The sequence below is a fragment of the Streptomyces pluripotens genome (assembly GCF_000802245.2).
Classification (GTDB): Bacteria; Actinomycetota; Actinomycetes; order Streptomycetales; family Streptomycetaceae; genus Streptomyces; species Streptomyces pluripotens.
The window spans coordinates 3,085,457-3,101,159 of sequence record NZ_CP021080.1 but is presented as its reverse complement, the minus strand read 5'-3'; the positions used below and the strand labels follow the sequence as shown (position 1 = coordinate 3,101,159).

Below are 15,703 nucleotides of genomic sequence, written 5' to 3'. Positions count from 1 at the left end.
AGAACCGTGTCGACCAAGATCACTGTTCAGCAGGAGCTCCATTGGACGCCAAGTCTGTCATTTCTCATGAGGTAGCGGTTGCCGCGGGGCCGTTCGCCCCTGGCCATCTGGGCGAGTTAACGCGGATCGTCCCGTTCGAGATGGTCGACGAGGTGTTGTCCGAGACCGGCAGGACACAGCAGCGGATACGCGACCTTCCTTCTCGTGTGGTGGTGTATCTGCTGCTGGCCGGGGTCCTGTTCCCCGGGATCGGCTGGCAGCAGGTGTGGCAGCGGCTGACGGCAGGTCTGGAAGGACTGCAGACAGCAACTCCGACGGCCGGCGCGCTGGCGCAGGCCCGCAGGCGGGTCGGGACCGGGCCGCTGCGCTGCTTGCTCGACCTGCTGCGGGGACCGGCCGCCGGGATCGGCACCGTGGGAGCGTGGTGGCGGGGCCTGCTCGTCTGCGCTGTCGACGGCACGCTGGTGGCTGTGCCCGACAGCCCGGCGAACCAGGCCGAGTTCATCAGGCACCGCTGCAACAACGGCGGGGTGGGATACCCCTTCGCTCCGTCTGCTGGTTCTGGTGTCCTGCGGCACCCGTACCGTCCTGGACGCGGTGTTCGGGCCGACCGCGAACGGGGAGACGTTCTATGCACCGAGCCTGGTCCGCAGCCTGCGCGAGGGCATGATCGTTCTGCTGGATCGGAACTTCGCCGTCCAGGCACTGGTTGAGGCGATCACCGGGACGGGCGCGCACGTCCTGGTCCGCGTGAAAGAACACCGCAGGCTGCCGGTCCTGCAGCGTTTCCCTGACGGCTCCTACCTGTCCAGGCTCGGCGCCGTTGCGGTCCGCGTCGTCGACTGCGAGATCACCGTCAGCACCTCCCAGGGACGCCGCACCGCCACCTACCGTCTCGTCACAACCCTGACCGACTCCCAGACGCACCCCGCCGCCGAGCTGATCAGGCTCTACCACGAGCGATGGGAGGTCGAGACCTCCTACCTGGAGATCAAGTCCACCATCCTGGGCGGTCGGGTCCTTCGCGCCCAAACCCCTGCCGGCGTCGCGCAGGAAGTCTTCGCACTGCTGGTCACCTACCAGGTCCTGCGACTGGCCATGGCGGATGCCACCGGCATCCGCCCGGACACCGACCCCGACCGGGCCAGCTTCTCCATCGCCCTGAACACCGCCCGCGACCTGCTGGTCCAAGCCGCAGGCGTCTTCAAGGACACGGCCGTCGACCTCGTCGGCATCATCGGCCGCCGGGTCCTGGCCGACCTCATGCCCGACCGGCGCATCCGCACCCGGCCACGCGTCGTCAAACGGGCCATCTCGAAGTACAACGCCCGAGGCACCATCGACAGGACCAGCTACAAGGGCACCATCAGCATCGACATCCTGACCACCCGCACCCCTTGACGATGCACACCCAGCGCTAACTACACGGCATTGGATCTAGCCCTGTGCGGGAGGGCCGGGCTATTGCGGACAGAACCTGACCGCAATAGCCCGTAACGTCATCGGTGCCGGGGAAACGGACCCCGGCGAACCGACCCGACGAAAGGCGGTAGGCCATGGTCACTCACGTGCCGACGGAGGCGCAGGGCGATGAGCGCGGGGCGCTGTTGTCGTTCCTGGAGGAACAGCGTGGTGGCATCCGCCGGGCGGTGCTCGGCTTGACGGAGGAGCAGGCTCGCTCCCGTCCCAGCGCCAGTGAGCTGTCCCTGGGCGGGTTGCTCAAGCACGTTGCCGAGACCGAGCAGGGCTGGGTGGCCCGTGCGAAACAGGAGCCGCCGGCCGTGCAACGCGACCAGTCGAACTGGAGCGAGTGCTTCCGGCTCGCCGACGACGAAACGGTCGCATCGCAGCTGGCGTACTGGGAAGAGGTCGCCGCCGAGACGGAGAAGTTCATCCGGTCCGTGGCCACCCTGGACGACACCTTCCCCCTGCCGCCCGACCCGTGGTTCCCGCCTCAGGGCCGGGTGTCGTTGCGCTGGTTGTGCCTGCACCTGATCCGGGAGACGGCCCGGCACGCCGGCCACGCCGACATCATCCGTGAGTCCCTGGACGGGAGGACCGCCTTCGAGCTGGTGGCCCTGGAACGGGAGGGGCAGCAAGGGCAGGGCTAGGGCTGAACGGGCCCGGCCACGGCCGGGCCGCAGGGGCTGACCGGTGACCCGGCGGTGGGCGCGTGGCCGTTCAGGGGGAAGGGCCAACCGTTCACGGGCGTGTGCGGCGATGACCGGACCGGGAGAACCCCTTCGCGATGGGTCAGCGGCACCCCGGGAATGACCGAGTGGCACCCCGGGAACGACCACTGGCCGGATTCTCCTAGTGGTGGAAGCCGGTCTCCGTCGCCCTGTCCCCGGTCAGCGGTCCTTGCTGCTGACGCAGCTCCGGCAGCAGCCGGGACAGGTCGTCGATGAACAGGTCGGCCAGGTCGTGCGAGAAGCCGTTGCGGCACACGACCCGCAACACCGACAGGTCCTCACGGTTGGCCGGGAAGGTGTACGCAGGCACCAGCCAGCCGTGCTCGCGTAGCCGCCGGGAGACGTCGTAGACGTCGAAGGCCTTGACGTCGTCGGCCGTGGTGAGCGCGAATACCGGCAGTTCGTCCCCGCGGGTGAGGAGCCGGAAGTCGCCGAGCGCCTCGATCCGTTCGGCGAGCGAGCGTGCCACGTTCCGCGTCGACTGCTGCACCGCCCGGTAACCTCCGCGGCCCAGCCGCAGGAACGAGTAGTACTGCGCCACGACCTGGGCGCCGGGGCGGGAGAAGTTCAGCGCGAAGGTGGGCATCTCGCCGCCCAGGTAGTTGACCCGGAAGACCAACTCCTCGGGCAGCGCCTCCCTGTCCCGCCACAGGGCCCAGCCGACCCCCGGGTACACCAGCCCGTACTTGTGTCCGGAGGTGTTGATCGAGGCCACGCGGGGGAGACGGAAGTCCCACACCAGATCTTCGTCCAGGAAGGGCGCCACCATGGCGCCGGACGCTCCGTCCACATGCACCGGGATGTCCAGCCCGGTGCGCTCCTGGAGGTCGTCCAGTGCCGCGCACAGCGCCGCGATCGGCTCGTAGGAGCCGTCGAAGGTCGAGCCGAGGACGCCGACGACCCCGATGGTGTTCTCGTCACACAGCTCGGCGGCTGCCTCGGGGGCCAGGTGGTAGCGGTCGCCCTCCATCGGGACCTGCCGGGCTTCCACCTCCCAGAAGTTGCAGAACTTCTCCCAGCACACCTGGACGTTGATCCCCATGACCAGGTTGGGCCGCGCGCCCGGGTACCGGTCAGCGTTCCGAGTCGCCCAGCGGCGCTTCAGCGCCATTCCGGCGAGCATGCACGCCTCGCTCGATCCGGTCGTCGAACAGCCCACCGCCGCCGACGGGTCCGGCGCGTTCCACAGATCGGCGAGCATCGCCACACAGCGACGTTCCAGCTCGGCCGTGCGCGGGTACTCGTCCTTGTCGATCATGTTCTTGTCCCGGCACTCCGCCATCAGCACCGCGGCCTCCGGCTCCATCCAGGTGGTGACGAAGGTGGCCAGGTTCAACCGGGAGTTGCCGTCGAGCATCAGCTCGTCGTGGACCAACTGGTAGGCCGTGGACGGGGGCAGCGGGGCATCGGGCAGTCGGTGTGTGGGCGGGGCCTCGGTCATGCCGCCGACGGGGTTGGCCTCGCCGAAGAACGGGTTGACCGACATCGTCCGCTCTTCGTGCTTCGCGGGACCTTTGTGCAGGGCCATGGGGACCTCCTCTCGGCCACCATAAGCGGACGACGGCGGCCCAACATCCGGAACGACCCCGATTTGCCCCGGGAATGACCCGGACTTGCACCTCACGTGGCGTGAGGCCGCAACGTGGGGGCGTACCGACCGAAGGAGCGGAAAAGTGAGCTACTCCGTGGGACAGGTCGCGGGGTTTGCCGGGGTCACGGTGCGTACCCTGCACCACTACGACGAGATCGGCCTGCTCGTGCCCGGCGAGCGCACGTACGCCGGGCACCGGCGCTACAACGACGCCGACCTCGACCGGCTCCAGCAGATCCTGTTCTATCGGGAGCTCGGCTTTCCGCTCGACGAGGTCGCGGTCCTGCTCGACGACTTGGAGACCGGCAGAGGTGACCCGAGCGCGCACCTGCGCCGCCAGCACGAACTGTTGACCGCCCGGATCGAGAAGCTGCAGAAGATGGCCGCGGCCGTGGAGCACGCCATGGAGGCACGCAAGATGGGAATCAACCTCACGCCCGAGGAGCGTTTCGAGGTCTTCGGGGACCAGGACCCCTTCAACGAGGAATATGCCGAGGAGGCGGAGCAGCGGTGGGGGGACACCGAGGCGTGGACCGAGTCCCAGCGCCGTACCACCCGCTACTCCAAGGAGGACTGGAAGCGCATCAAGGCCGAGAGCGACGCCTGGAACGAGCGGTACGTCGCGCTGGTGGCCGCGGGTGAGCCGGCGGGCAGCGAGGCCGCCACGGACTTGGCCGAGGAACACCGGCAGCACATCAGCAGGTGGTTCTACGAGTGCCCGTACGAGATGCACCGGTGCCTCGGGGAGATGTACGTCTCCGACGAGCGCTTCACGGCGTACTACGACGCCATGCGGCCCGGGCTCGCCGAGCACCTGCGTGACGCGATCCTCATCAACGCCGACCGTCGCACCGCCTGAGCCGCCAAGCGGCGGGTCGTCCTGCACGAGTGGTCGGGACGGGTCGCACCGCGGGATCGGTTGCCGCGGGAGGCCGGTCCCGGCCCGGGGCGGACGGGGTCACTCCCGGGCCAGCACCACCGCCGTGCCGTAGGCGCACACCTCGGTGCCGACGTCCGCGGCCTCCGCCACGTCGAAGCGGAACATGAGTACCCCGTTGGCCCCGCGTGCGCGTGCCTGTGCCACCAGGCGTTCCATGGCCTGGTTGCGGGTCTGCACGAGCGTCTTGGTGAGCCCCTTCAGCTCGCCGCCGATCATCGACTTCAGCCCGGCGCCGATCTGGCTCCCGAGGTGCCGGGAGCGCACGGTCAGCCCGAAGACCTCGCCGAGCACCTCCTGCACCCGGTACCCGGGTACGTCGTTCGTCGTCACGACCAGCACATCCGACGCGGGTTCCTGGCCACCGCCGTACTCATCGAGTCCCATGGGGCACAGCTTTCTCCGAGTCGGCCCACAGTGCATCCTGGAGGCACCGGTGGAACCTGTGGTGGCCACCTCGCGTTGGTAGCTTTGTACGGCCCCACACGGCCGCCGAAGTTCCCTTCACCCTCCCAGGAGCCGGACTCGTGACGACACTCGCCCTCGGCCCGAGCTGGCTGGACCCCAACTATCTGCTTGACACCTACGGCATCTGGGGTCTGCTGCTCGTCGTCTTCGCCGAGTCCGGCCTGCTCATCGGGTTCTTCCTACCGGGCGACTCGCTGCTGTTCACCTGCGGTCTGCTGATCACGTCGAAGCAGCTGGACTTCCCGCTGTGGGCCGCCATCGCGCTGATCTGCCTGGCCGCGGTCCTGGGCGACCAGGCGGGTTTCATGTTCGGTAGAAAGGTCGGACCGTCCCTGTTCAACCGGCCGGACTCACGCCTGTTCAAACAGGAGAACGTCACCAAGGCGCATGAGTTCTTCGAGAAGTACGGGCCGAAGTCCTTGGTCCTGGCCCGCTTCGTCCCGATCGTGCGCACGTTCACGCCGATCGTCGTCGGCGTGAGTGGTATGCGGTACCGCCCGTTCCTGACCTTCAACGTCATGGGTGGCGTGCTGTGGGGCGCGGGCGTCACCCTGCTCGGCTCCTGGCTCGGCAACATCGACTTCGTCAAGAAGCACATCGAGTCGATCCTCATGCTGATCATCCTCGTTTCGGTGGTCCCGATCGCGATCGAGTTCCTCCGGGCCCGTGGCAAGAACAGCAAGGCCGAGCGGACCGACCCCACCGAGCCGCCGTCCTCGCAGCAGTCCCAGTACCAGCAGCCCCAGCCCCACCCCCAGTTCCAGCAGTCCCAGTACCAGCAGTCCCACCCTCAGTACCAGTACCAGCAGCAGCCCCCGGTCTTGGACGACGCCACGACCCGCCTGCGCCGCATCGAGCCCGAGGAGCAGTACGGCCAGCGGTACGAGCAGCAGGATCAGCAGCCGCAGCAGCAGGACTGGAACAATCAGTACTACGATCAGCCCCAGTACCAGCACCCCCAGTACCAGCACCCCCAGTTCCAGCACCCCCAGTTCCAGCAGCCCCAGTACCCGGAGCAGCAGTACGGCCAGCAGCAGTACCCCTATGACCCTCGCAACCAGTGAGGGTCAGAACCCCCGGGTCCTCTTGGCAGCCCTCCGCTTCCCGGCGGAACCGACCCGCAGGAACAGCCGGGAGATCTCCGACCCCAGATTGACCCCAATGGCGATGGCCAGCGCCAGGGAAGCCGCCTTCGCCAGCGACACCAGACCCTTGTCCACCTCGTTCTGCGCGATCGACAGCAGCCCGAAGTAGGTCGCCGAACCGGGCAGCAGCGGACCGACCGCCGCCGTCGTGTACGGCAGCGCCGATGCGAAGCGGTACCGCGACAGCAGCTGCCCGAACAGGCCCACGAGCCCCGCGGCCACAGCCGTCGAGGCCACCGGCGAGATGTTCCCGGCATAGTGCATCGCGCCGTACACGGACCACGCCACGCCCCCGTTGAGGGTCACCCAGAGCACTGTGGACCGCTCCTGCTGCAGCAGCACCGCGAAGGTCAGTGACAGCAGCATGGAGGCCGCGATCTGGATCAGGGGCCGTCCGGTGATGCTGAGCGTCGCGTCCGGGTTCAGCTTTCCGCCGACCTTCACGCCGAAGTACAGGACGACCAGCACGCCGGCGACGATGCCGACGAAGAAGTACATGACCTCCAGCAGGCGGGCGGAGGCGGTGATGTAGAAACCCGTCAGGCCGTCCTGTACGCCTGCCACCAGCGCTCGCCCGGGCAGCAGCGCGAACAGCCCACCGGTGATCACGGCGGAGGCCTTCACGTCGACGTGTGCCAGCGTGAGCGCGACCCCGATCGCCGCGGGCGGCATCGCGGCCACGGTGAACTGGTAGAACTCCGGCAGCCCGCGTCCCGCGCACAGCCAGGCCAGCCGGTCCCCGAGCATCGCGCCGAACGCCGCTGCGACGAACACCAGTGCACCACCACCGACCAGCACCGACGCGGTCCCGGCCAGCAGACCACTGGCCAGGGTCAGCGCCCAACTGGGGTAGGGGTGCCGGTTGCGGCGGATCTCCGCCAGGCGCCGGTAGGCCTCCTCCAGTGAGACATGGGTCTCCGGGTCAGTCAGGTCGTCCACCAGCTGGAACACGGCTGCCAGACGCGTGTAGTCGGTGATCCGCCGCCGCACCGTCCGGGACGCCGTCACCGGGTCCTCCACCAGGGAGGGCTGGTGCGAGATGGACAGCAGGGTGAAGGTGACGGTGGGCTCGCAGCGGTCCAGGCCGTAGGACCGGCACACCGCGAACATCGCGGCCTCCACGTCCTCGGCTCCCTCACCGCCCGCCAGGAGCAGCTCGCCGATGCGCAGGGTCAGGTCGAGCACGCGCGGGACGGCCGGACCGCCCTCCTCCGCGCGCTGCACCGGTTCCGGTGCCGGCCGCTCGGTCACCGGCATCCGCAGCATCGTGCGCATCCGGTCCTGCCAGGGAGCGTCCCCGATCAGCCCGACCAGCGGCACTCCGGTGGCCGGCGTGAACGCGGTGGGGGCCGGCCCGGCGCCGTAAGTGCTCGGCGCGCTGAACGCCGATCCCTCCGGCTCGGCGCCCGACGACTGTGGCGCCACCAGTCCCTCCGGCACGGCGAACTCGGAGATCGTCTCTGGTTCGGCGGGTGCTCTGGGGGCGTCCAGGCCTTCGGGAACGGCGAACTCCGACGTGATCTCCGGGTCGTACCGCGCCTCGTCCGACCGGGGCTTGCGGTCCTCCGCCTCCGACACCTCGCACCGCTCCCTGAACGACACCTTCCGTAGGCCTCAGTATGCGCGCGCGCAGCTGAACGCATGCACGCGTGCGGGGCGGGCGCACGCAGGCACGCAAAGGGCCGCGGCACCAGCAGGGTGCCGCGGCCCTTTGCGGAACGAACCGGCCGGTCAGTGGCCGCCCTGGTCCTTGAAGCGCTTGTAGGATCGCTCGATCTCGGCCTCCGCGTCGGAGCGGCCGACCCAGTCGGCGCCCTCGACGGACTTGCCGGGCTCCAGGTCCTTGTACACCTCGAAGAAGTGCTGGATCTCCAGGCGGTCGAACTCCGACACGTGGTGGATGTCACGCAGGTGCTCGACGCGCGGGTCGGTGGCCGGAACGCACAGCAGCTTGTCGTCGCCGCCGGCTTCGTCCGTCATGCGGAACATGCCGATCGCACGGCAGCGGATGAGGCAGCCCGGGAAGGTCGGTTCGTCCAGGATGACCAGCGCGTCCAGCGGGTCACCGTCCTCGCCGAGGGTGTTCTCGACGAAGCCGTAGTCAGTCGGGTAGGCGGTCGAGGTGAAGAGACGACGGTCCAGGCGGATCCGACCGGTCTCGTGGTCCACCTCGTACTTGTTCCGCGAACCCTTCGGAATCTCGATCGTGACGTCGAACTCCACCGGTGGCTCCTCCATGATCAGCACATAGTTCTGGTGGTTAAGTGTCCCTCACGCAGGTGTGTGATCGCGAAAGGGGCTGGTGGTAGTGCCAGAGCTGAGGCCTTGGCGAGCCGCGAGACCGCAGGTGGTGCGGCTCGCGAACGCCGTACGACCGCGGCTGGCGCGGGCGGCGACGGCCGCGAAGCCGCAGGTTGCACGACTGAGGAGGGGCCTGCGCCCCCGGCCTTTGCACCTCCCCCGTTCGCGGACCGTCCGGACCTGGCAGTACACCGCGGGCGCCGCAACCGTCGGCCTGGCACTGGCCGTCGGCGTGGTGACCGTGGCCGGTCCCTGGGACGCCGACGGTCAGCGTACGGCCGAGCGGGACCGGGCCGCTGCCCTGGAGCAGCCAGGTGGCGCAGATCACGGCAGTTCCGCCGTTCAGGCGGGGGCGCCGCGACCCGCGCCGAGCGCCGCGCCCGTCCTGGTGGGTCTGGGCGGCGCCTCGGACGTTGTCGGCACCAGGAAGGCCGCACCGGGCGGAAAGCCCTTCTCGGACGTCCTGGGGCCCCTCCTGGACGTCTCCGCGCTGGGGGGCAGCCATGCCGCGGTGGTCGTGGACGTGAGCACCGGCAAGCGCCTGTACGGCGCCGATCCCGACGAGCCCCTCACCCCGGCCTCCACCACCAAACTCGCCACCGCCGTCGCCGCCCTGTCCGCGCTCGGCGCCGACCACCGCTTCACCACCCGCGCCGCGCTCGAACCCGACACCGGGGAACTCGTCCTGGTCGGCGGCGGCGACCCCACGCTCACCGCCCGCCAGGATGCGGGCGACTGGGCGAGCCTGCGCACCCTCGCCACGCGAACCGCGGAGGTCCTCCACAAGCGCGGCATCGACCAGGTGACGCTCTCCTACGACACGACCCTCTTCTCCGGCCCCGCGCTGCACCCCATCGGCGTCAACGAAAACCTCGCTCGGGTGAGCGCCCTGACCGCCGACGAGGGGCGCACCGACGATTCCACCAGCGGCCCGGCCACCCGCGTGACGGACCCGGCCGCGTCCGCGGCCGGCAAGTTCGCGGCCTTCCTCCAGGGCGCCGGCATCAAGACCACTTCCCCCGGCCCCTCCAAGGCCACCACCCGCGCCGAGATCCTTGCCACCGTCTCCTCGCCCCCGCTGTCCGCCCTGATCGAGCGCATGCTGACGCACAGCGACAACGACATCGCGGAGGCCCTGGCCCGCCAGACGGCACTGGCGAGCGGCGAACCCGCGAGCTTCAGCGGTGGTGCCAAGGCGATCGCCACCCAGCTCAGGAAACTCGGCATGCCGATGTCCGGCGCCTCTTTCCACGACGGCAGCGGCCTCAACCGCGCCGACAAGGTGACGGCGGACCTCCTCACCGCCCTTCTGGCCAAGGCCGGCGACCCACACCGCCCCGGCCTCCGCCCCGTCCTCACCGGCCTGCCGGTGGCGGGCTTCACCGGCACTCTGGCCCACCGCTACACCGACGGCGCGGCCGGTGTCGTGCGGGCCAAGACGGGGACCCTGACCGGCGTGAACACCCTGGCGGGCACAGTGGTCGACAGCGACGGCCGGCTGCTCGCTTTCGCGTTCCTGGCCTCGGACACCACCAACCCCTTCGAGGCCCAGTCGGCTCTGGACCGGACCGCTACGGCGCTGGCGGGCTGCGGCTGCCGGTAGGCACCCCGCCGGGGTCCACCGGAGACCGTGCCCCGGCCGATGCCGTGGCCTGCCCCGAAGGGGATCGCTCACGTACGGTTGACAGCATGACGAGCTTCGGTGGCACCGCATCTCCCGGGATGGTCGACTGGAACCTCGCGGTGGCAACCGCGACACGGCTCGTACGACCGGGCCCCGACGTCACCCGTGATGAGGCCAGAACCGTCGTCGCGGAGTTGCGGCGGCACGCGAAGGCCTCGGAGGAGCACGTCCGGGGCTTCACTCGCATGGGCACCGAGGAGACCCACGACACCCCCGTCCTCGTGGTCGACCGCCCCGGCTGGGTGCGTGCCAACGTCGCTGGGTTCCGGGAGATCCTCAGGCCCCTGCTGGAGAAGATGCAGGCGCGACGCGGCGACAACCCGGGCAGCGCCGTCCTCGGTGCCGTGGGCGGCAAGGTCACCGGCGTCGAACTCGGCATGCTGCTGTCGTTCCTGTCCTCCCGCGTCCTCGGCCAGTACGAGACCTTCGCCCCGGCCACCCGCGACCTCCCCGCCGGCGAGAACGGCGGCGGCCGGCTGCTGCTCGTCGCGCCGAACGTCGTGCACGTCGAGCGCGAGCTCGACGTGGACCCGCACGACTTCCGCCTGTGGGTGTGTCTGCACGAGGAGACCCACCGCACCCAGTTCACGGCCGTGCCCTGGCTGCGCGACCACCTGGAGGGTGAAATCCAGTCGTTTCTGGCGGAGACCGACGTGGACCCGATGACCTTCCTGGAGCGTGTCCGGGAAGCCGCCCAGTCCCTCGCCGGCGGTCGCCCCGAGGGCGAGGAGGAGGACGGTGGACGCTCCTTCGTGGAGCTGGTGCAGACCCCCGTCCAGCGCGAGATCCTCGGCCGCCTCACCGCGGTGATGTCCCTGCTGGAGGGCCACGCCGACTACGTCATGGACGGAGTGGGCCCGAGCGTCGTACCGACCGTCTCCGAGATCCGCGAGAAGTTCCAGCAGCGCCGTGCCAAGGGCGCCTCCCGCCTCGACCTCGCCCTGCGGAAGCTGCTCGGTCTGGACGCCAAACTGAAGCAGTACCGGGACGGCGAACGCTTCGTCCGGGCCGTCGTCGACGAGGTCGGCGTCGACGGCTTCAACCGAGTGTGGACCTCCCCCAATACCCTGCCCACCAAGGTGGAGATCGCCAAACCGGCGGACTGGGTCGCGCGGGTGCACCGCAAGGCCGACTCGTGAAGGGGCCGCAGAAGTCGTGAAACGAAACCGGCCGACGGCAGTCGAACGCCCCTCCAATCACCCGTCCGAGGGACCGTGAGCCATACGTAGGCGTGCAATGCTCGGGGAACGGCCCGCTTCTGTCACCATCTACACACTCAGAGTGACCGAACTTCGGGCTCACCCCCGAACACTTCATGAAGGGAACCGGACATGGGTCCCCATCCTGCGGTCGCGGCGATACGCCTGGCGGTCCGCCGCGTCCTCCACGACGTCCTGAACCACCACCAGACCTCCGGTGCACGCCCGCACGAGCGGATCTCCGGCGCACGCCCGGGGCGGCACACATCCGGGGGGCGCCCGGGCCAGACAGCCGAGCGGCTCCCCTCCCCGCTCGTGTCCCCGCTCGTGCTCGTTGCGTGCTCGGGCGGTGCCGACTCCATGGCGCTGGCCTCCGCCCTCGCCTTCGAGGCCCCCAAGCTCGGCGTCCGGGCCGGCGGCGTCACCGTCGACCACGGCCTTCAGCCCGGTTCCGACCTCCGCGCGGACGAGGTCGTCCTGCGACTGCGTGAACTCGGACTCGATCCGGTGGAGTCCGTCGCGGTGACCGTCGGGCGCGGTGGCGGCCCTGAGGCCGCGGCCCGCGACGCCCGCTACGCCGCTCTCGACGCCGTGGCCGAACGTCACGGCGCCGCCGCGATCCTGCTCGGCCACACCCGCGACGACCAGGCCGAAACCGTCCTGCTGGGCCTCGCACGCGGCTCCGGTATCCGCTCCCTGTCCGGAATGGCCGCGGTCTCGGGGGCCGGCGGCCGATACCGGCGCCCCTTCCTGCAGCTCGATCGGCAGACCGCACGCAAGGCCTGCCTGGTCCAGTCCCTGTCCGTCTGGGACGACCCGCACAACATCGATCCCGCCTACACCCGCTCCCGGCTCCGGCAAGAAGGCCTGCCCGCCCTGGAGAAGGCCCTTGGCAAGGGCGTCGTCGAGGCCCTCGCCCGCACGGCCCAGCTCTCCCGCGACGACGCCGACGCCCTCGACGCCTGGGCCGGCCAGGCCGAGGCCTCGGTACGCGACGCCGCGGGCCTGTTGGAGTGCGCCAAGCTCTACGCCCTGCCGCCCGCCGTACGCCGCCGGGTCCTGCGCCGGGCCGCCATCGAGGCCGGTGCCCCGGCCGGTTCACTGTTCGCCCGGCACATCGAGGAAGTCGACCGTCTGATCACCGGCTGGCGCGGTCAGGGAGCCATCAACCTCCCGGGCAAAGTCGTCGCCCAGCGACAGGGTGGCAGACTGGTGATTCGGCAAGGCTGAATCCCGACCCCCCGGAGCGACCTCCGGCGGCCGGCCCGGGCAGCCGGAGGCCGTAAGTGCGGGACGACCGAAAGTGATGCGGGTGGACGCGAAAGACATGGGTGCCGACCTCCAGCAGGTGCTCATCACCAAGGAAGAGATCGACGCGAAGCTGGCCGAGCTGGCCGCGAAGATCGACGCGGAGTACGCGGGCAAGGACCTGCTCATCGTCGGTGTGCTCAAGGGCGCCGTGATGGTCATGGCGGACCTCGCCCGGGCGTTGTCCACCCCCGTCACCATGGACTGGATGGCCGTGTCCTCCTACGGTGCGGGCACCCAGTCCTCCGGTGTGGTCCGCATCCTCAAGGACCTCGACACCGACATCAAGGGCAGGGACGTCCTGATCGTCGAGGACATCATCGACTCCGGGCTGACCCTGTCCTGGTTGATCAACAACCTCGGCTCCCGCGAGCCCGCCTCCCTGCGCGTGTGCACGCTGCTGCGCAAGCCGGACGCCGCCAAGGTGGCCATCGACGTGGAGTGGGTCGGCTTCGACATCCCGAACGAGTTCGTCGTCGGCTACGGCCTCGACTACGCGGAGAAGTACCGCAATCTGCCGTTCGTGGGTACGCTCGCGCCTCACGTCTACGGCGGCTGAGCCAGTCGGCCCAAGCCCGGTAGGACGATCGGGAACCCCGGCGGGTTCCGTGCCGTTGAAGATGCAGAGACGGGTTTCCCAGCCGTCGAAACGTCTTCGTGCGGCTTCGGGCAACCACGCTGGGGTACCGTCAGAAGAACTGTCTAATCAAACTCACTATGGCAGGAGGGACGGGGCGGCACCGCTCCGTATGGATGGACGTGAAGCGATACTTCCGTGGGCCGGTCATGTGGATCGTGCTGGCCGTCCTTGCCGTGGTCGTGTTGATGCAGGTCGTCGGCTCGTCCGGCGGCTACAAGACGGTGGACACCGGCCAGGTCGTGGCGGCGATCAACGACAACAAGGTCGAGTCGGCCAAGCTCACCACCGGTGACGAACAAAGCATCAAGGTCACGCTCAAGAACGGCTACAAAGTCGACGGCAGCTCGAAGATCCAGGCGAGCTACATCGACACCCAGGGCGCGACCATTGCCGGCACGCTGCAGGACAAGTACCAGAACAAGCAGATCCCGGACGGTTACACGGTTTCGCCGTCCAAGCAGAACCCGTTCCTCGGGGTCCTGCTCTCCCTGCTGCCCTTCGTCCTGATCGTGGTCGTGTTCCTGTTTCTGATGAACCAGATGCAGGGCGGCGGCTCCCGGGTGATGAACTTCGGCAAGTCCAAGGCCAAGCTCATCACCAAGGACACGCCGAAGACGACCTTCTCCGACGTCGCCGGCTGCGACGAGGCCGTCGAAGAACTCCACGAGATCAAGGAATTCCTCCAGGAGCCGGCCAAGTTCCAGGCGGTCGGCGCCAAGATCCCCAAGGGTGTGCTCCTCTACGGCCGCCCGGGTACGGGAAAGACGCTCCTCGCGCGCGCCGTCGCAGGCGAGGCGGGCGTCCCGTTCTACTCGATCTCGGGTTCCGACTTCGTCGAGATGTTCGTCGGTGTCGGCGCCTCCCGAGTCCGTGACCTGTTCGAGCAGGCCAAGGCGAACGCCCCGGCGATCGTCTTCGTCGACGAGATCGACGCGGTCGGCCGTCACCGCGGCGCCGGCCTCGGCGGTGGTCACGACGAGCGCGAGCAGACCCTCAACCAGCTGCTCGTCGAGATGGACGGCTTCGACGTCAAGGGCGGTGTCATCCTGATCGCCGCTACCAACCGCCCGGACATCCTCGACCCGGCCCTCCTGCGCCCCGGCCGCTTCGACCGCCAGATCGCGGTGGACCCGCCGGACCTGCAGGGCCGTCTGGAGATCCTCAAGGTCCACCAGAAGGGCAAGCCGGTCCAGCCCGACGTCGACCTGGCCGCCGTCGCCCGCCGCACCCCCGGCATGACCGGCGCCGACCTCGCCAATGTCCTGAACGAGGCCGCGCTGCTCACGGCCCGCAGCGACCAGAAGCTGATCGACAACAAGGCGTTGGACGAGGCGATCGACCGTGTGGTCGCGGGCCCGCAGAAGCGGACCCGGATCATGTCGGACAAGGAGAAGAAGATCACCGCGTACCACGAGGGCGGTCACGCCCTGGTCGCGGCGGCCTCGCCCAACTCCGACCCGGTCCACAAGATCACCATCCTGTCCCGCGGTCGTGCGCTCGGCTACACGATGGTCCTGCCCGACGAGGACAAGTACTCGACCACGCGCAACGAGATGCTCGACCAGCTCGCCTACATGCTGGGCGGCCGGGCAGCGGAGGAACTGGTCTTCCACGACCCGACCACCGGCGCCGCCAACGACATCGAGAAGGCCACCAACCTGGCCCGCGCGATGGTCACCCAGTACGGCATGACCGAGCGACTCGGCGCGATCAAGTTCGGCGGCGACAACAGCGAGCCCTTCCTCGGCCGTGAGATGGCTCACCAGCGCGACTACTCCGAAGAGGTCGCCGCGCTGGTCGACGAGGAGGTCAAGAAGCTCATCGAGACGGCGCACAACGAAGCCTGGGAGATCCTGGTCGAGAACCGCGATGTGCTCGACAACCTCGTTCTGGCCCTCCTGGAGAAGGAGACGCTGGGCAAGGAGGAGATCGCCGAGGTCTTCGCGCCGATCGTCAAGCGTCCGCCGCGTCCCGCCTGGACCGGCTCCTCCCGCCGTACGCCGTCCACCCGCCCGCCGGTGCTTTCTCCGAAGGAGCTGGCACTGACCAACGGCGCGAACGGCGCGACGGCGGCGATCAGCACGGCCAAGTCCACCGCCGTGGAGTCCCCCGCCGGGGCGGACCCGACCCCGGAGGACCGCTCAGAAAGCTGACCGGTTTCGGTCGACAGGCCCGGAAAGAATGCCGTGCCTCCTCAGGTTTTACTCTGGGGAGCACGGCATTTTCCATGCCTGCATG

At 69.2% G+C, this 15,703-nt stretch carries 13 protein-coding genes and 1 pseudogene; 10 read left to right on the top strand and 4 right to left on the bottom strand.

Annotated elements, in window-relative coordinates:
* Positions 1 to 140: 140 nt before the first annotated feature.
* The 3 genes and pseudogenes from LK06_RS34330 to LK06_RS13855 all read left to right on the top strand — a co-directional run.
* A pseudogene (locus LK06_RS34330) lies at positions 141 to 314 on the top strand (transposase domain-containing protein); the annotation flags it as partial.
* A gap of 250 nt (positions 315 to 564) precedes the next feature.
* On the top strand, positions 565 to 1,401 hold the full coding sequence (locus LK06_RS34325; RefSeq protein ID WP_234367407.1) for a transposase: 837 nt from the start codon (positions 565 to 567) through the stop codon (positions 1,399 to 1,401).
* A 155-nt stretch (positions 1,402 to 1,556) separates the two neighbouring features.
* On the top strand, positions 1,557 to 2,111 hold the full coding sequence (locus LK06_RS13855; RefSeq protein ID WP_039654256.1) for a DinB family protein: 555 nt from the start codon (positions 1,557 to 1,559) through the stop codon (positions 2,109 to 2,111).
* Positions 2,112 to 2,313: 202 nt separating this feature from the next.
* On the opposite strand, the gene gad is transcribed toward LK06_RS13855, so the two are convergent.
* Positions 2,314 to 3,720 (bottom strand): glutamate decarboxylase, encoded by a 1,407-nt coding sequence (gene gad / locus LK06_RS13850; RefSeq protein WP_039654255.1) that lies wholly within the window; start codon positions 3,718 to 3,720, stop codon positions 2,314 to 2,316.
* A gap of 145 nt (positions 3,721 to 3,865) precedes the next feature.
* Here gad and LK06_RS13845 point away from each other — a divergent pair, with 145 nt between their 5' ends.
* Positions 3,866 to 4,642 carry a MerR family transcriptional regulator gene (locus LK06_RS13845; protein WP_039654254.1) on the top strand — a complete coding sequence of 259 codons (777 nt, stop codon included), beginning with the start codon at positions 3,866 to 3,868 and terminating at the stop codon, positions 4,640 to 4,642.
* 99 nt (positions 4,643 to 4,741) lie between these two features.
* Here LK06_RS13845 and LK06_RS13840 read toward each other — a convergent pair whose 3' ends face one another.
* On the bottom strand, positions 4,742 to 5,107 hold the full coding sequence (locus LK06_RS13840) for a YbjQ family protein (protein ID WP_039654253.1): 366 nt from the start codon (positions 5,105 to 5,107) through the stop codon (positions 4,742 to 4,744).
* A gap of 140 nt (positions 5,108 to 5,247) precedes the next feature.
* Between LK06_RS13840 and LK06_RS13835 the strand changes: the two genes are divergently transcribed.
* Complete coding sequence (locus LK06_RS13835; protein WP_043432718.1) at positions 5,248 to 6,252, top strand: DedA family protein; 1,005 nt, start codon at positions 5,248 to 5,250, stop codon at positions 6,250 to 6,252.
* 3 nt (positions 6,253 to 6,255) lie between these two features.
* On the opposite strand, the gene LK06_RS13830 is transcribed toward LK06_RS13835, so the two are convergent.
* Both LK06_RS13830 and LK06_RS13825 read right to left on the bottom strand, forming a co-directional pair.
* Positions 6,256 to 7,911: a threonine/serine exporter family protein gene (locus LK06_RS13830; RefSeq protein ID WP_039654251.1), complete on the bottom strand. Its 1,656-nt coding sequence runs from the start codon at positions 7,909 to 7,911 to the stop codon at positions 6,256 to 6,258.
* 153 nt (positions 7,912 to 8,064) lie between these two features.
* The gene (locus tag LK06_RS13825) at positions 8,065 to 8,556 is read right to left on the bottom strand and encodes an inorganic diphosphatase (protein ID WP_039654304.1); all 492 of its coding nucleotides are present in this window, start codon (positions 8,554 to 8,556) and stop codon (positions 8,065 to 8,067) included.
* A gap of 79 nt (positions 8,557 to 8,635) precedes the next feature.
* On the opposite strand from LK06_RS13825, the gene dacB reads away from it, so the two are divergent.
* The 5 genes from dacB (at position 8,636) to ftsH (ending at position 15,618) form a co-directional block, all read left to right on the top strand.
* Positions 8,636 to 10,237 carry a D-alanyl-D-alanine carboxypeptidase/D-alanyl-D-alanine endopeptidase gene (gene dacB / locus LK06_RS13820; RefSeq protein WP_411572769.1) on the top strand — a complete coding sequence of 534 codons (1,602 nt, stop codon included), beginning with the start codon at positions 8,636 to 8,638 and terminating at the stop codon, positions 10,235 to 10,237.
* 86 nt (positions 10,238 to 10,323) lie between these two features.
* Positions 10,324 to 11,457 (top strand): zinc-dependent metalloprotease, encoded by a 1,134-nt coding sequence (locus LK06_RS13815; RefSeq protein ID WP_039654249.1) that lies wholly within the window; start codon positions 10,324 to 10,326, stop codon positions 11,455 to 11,457.
* Between the two features lie 192 nt (positions 11,458 to 11,649).
* Positions 11,650 to 12,747, top strand: a complete 1,098-nt coding sequence (gene tilS / locus LK06_RS13810; RefSeq protein ID WP_039654248.1) for a tRNA lysidine(34) synthetase TilS — start codon at positions 11,650 to 11,652, stop codon at positions 12,745 to 12,747.
* Positions 12,748 to 12,823: 76 nt separating this feature from the next.
* Positions 12,824 to 13,384 (top strand): hypoxanthine phosphoribosyltransferase, encoded by a 561-nt coding sequence (hpt, locus tag LK06_RS13805; RefSeq protein WP_039654247.1) that lies wholly within the window; start codon positions 12,824 to 12,826, stop codon positions 13,382 to 13,384.
* A 194-nt stretch (positions 13,385 to 13,578) separates the two neighbouring features.
* Complete coding sequence (gene ftsH, locus LK06_RS13800) at positions 13,579 to 15,618, top strand: ATP-dependent zinc metalloprotease FtsH (protein ID WP_039654246.1); 2,040 nt, start codon at positions 13,579 to 13,581, stop codon at positions 15,616 to 15,618.
* Positions 15,619 to 15,703: the final 85 nt, after the last annotated feature.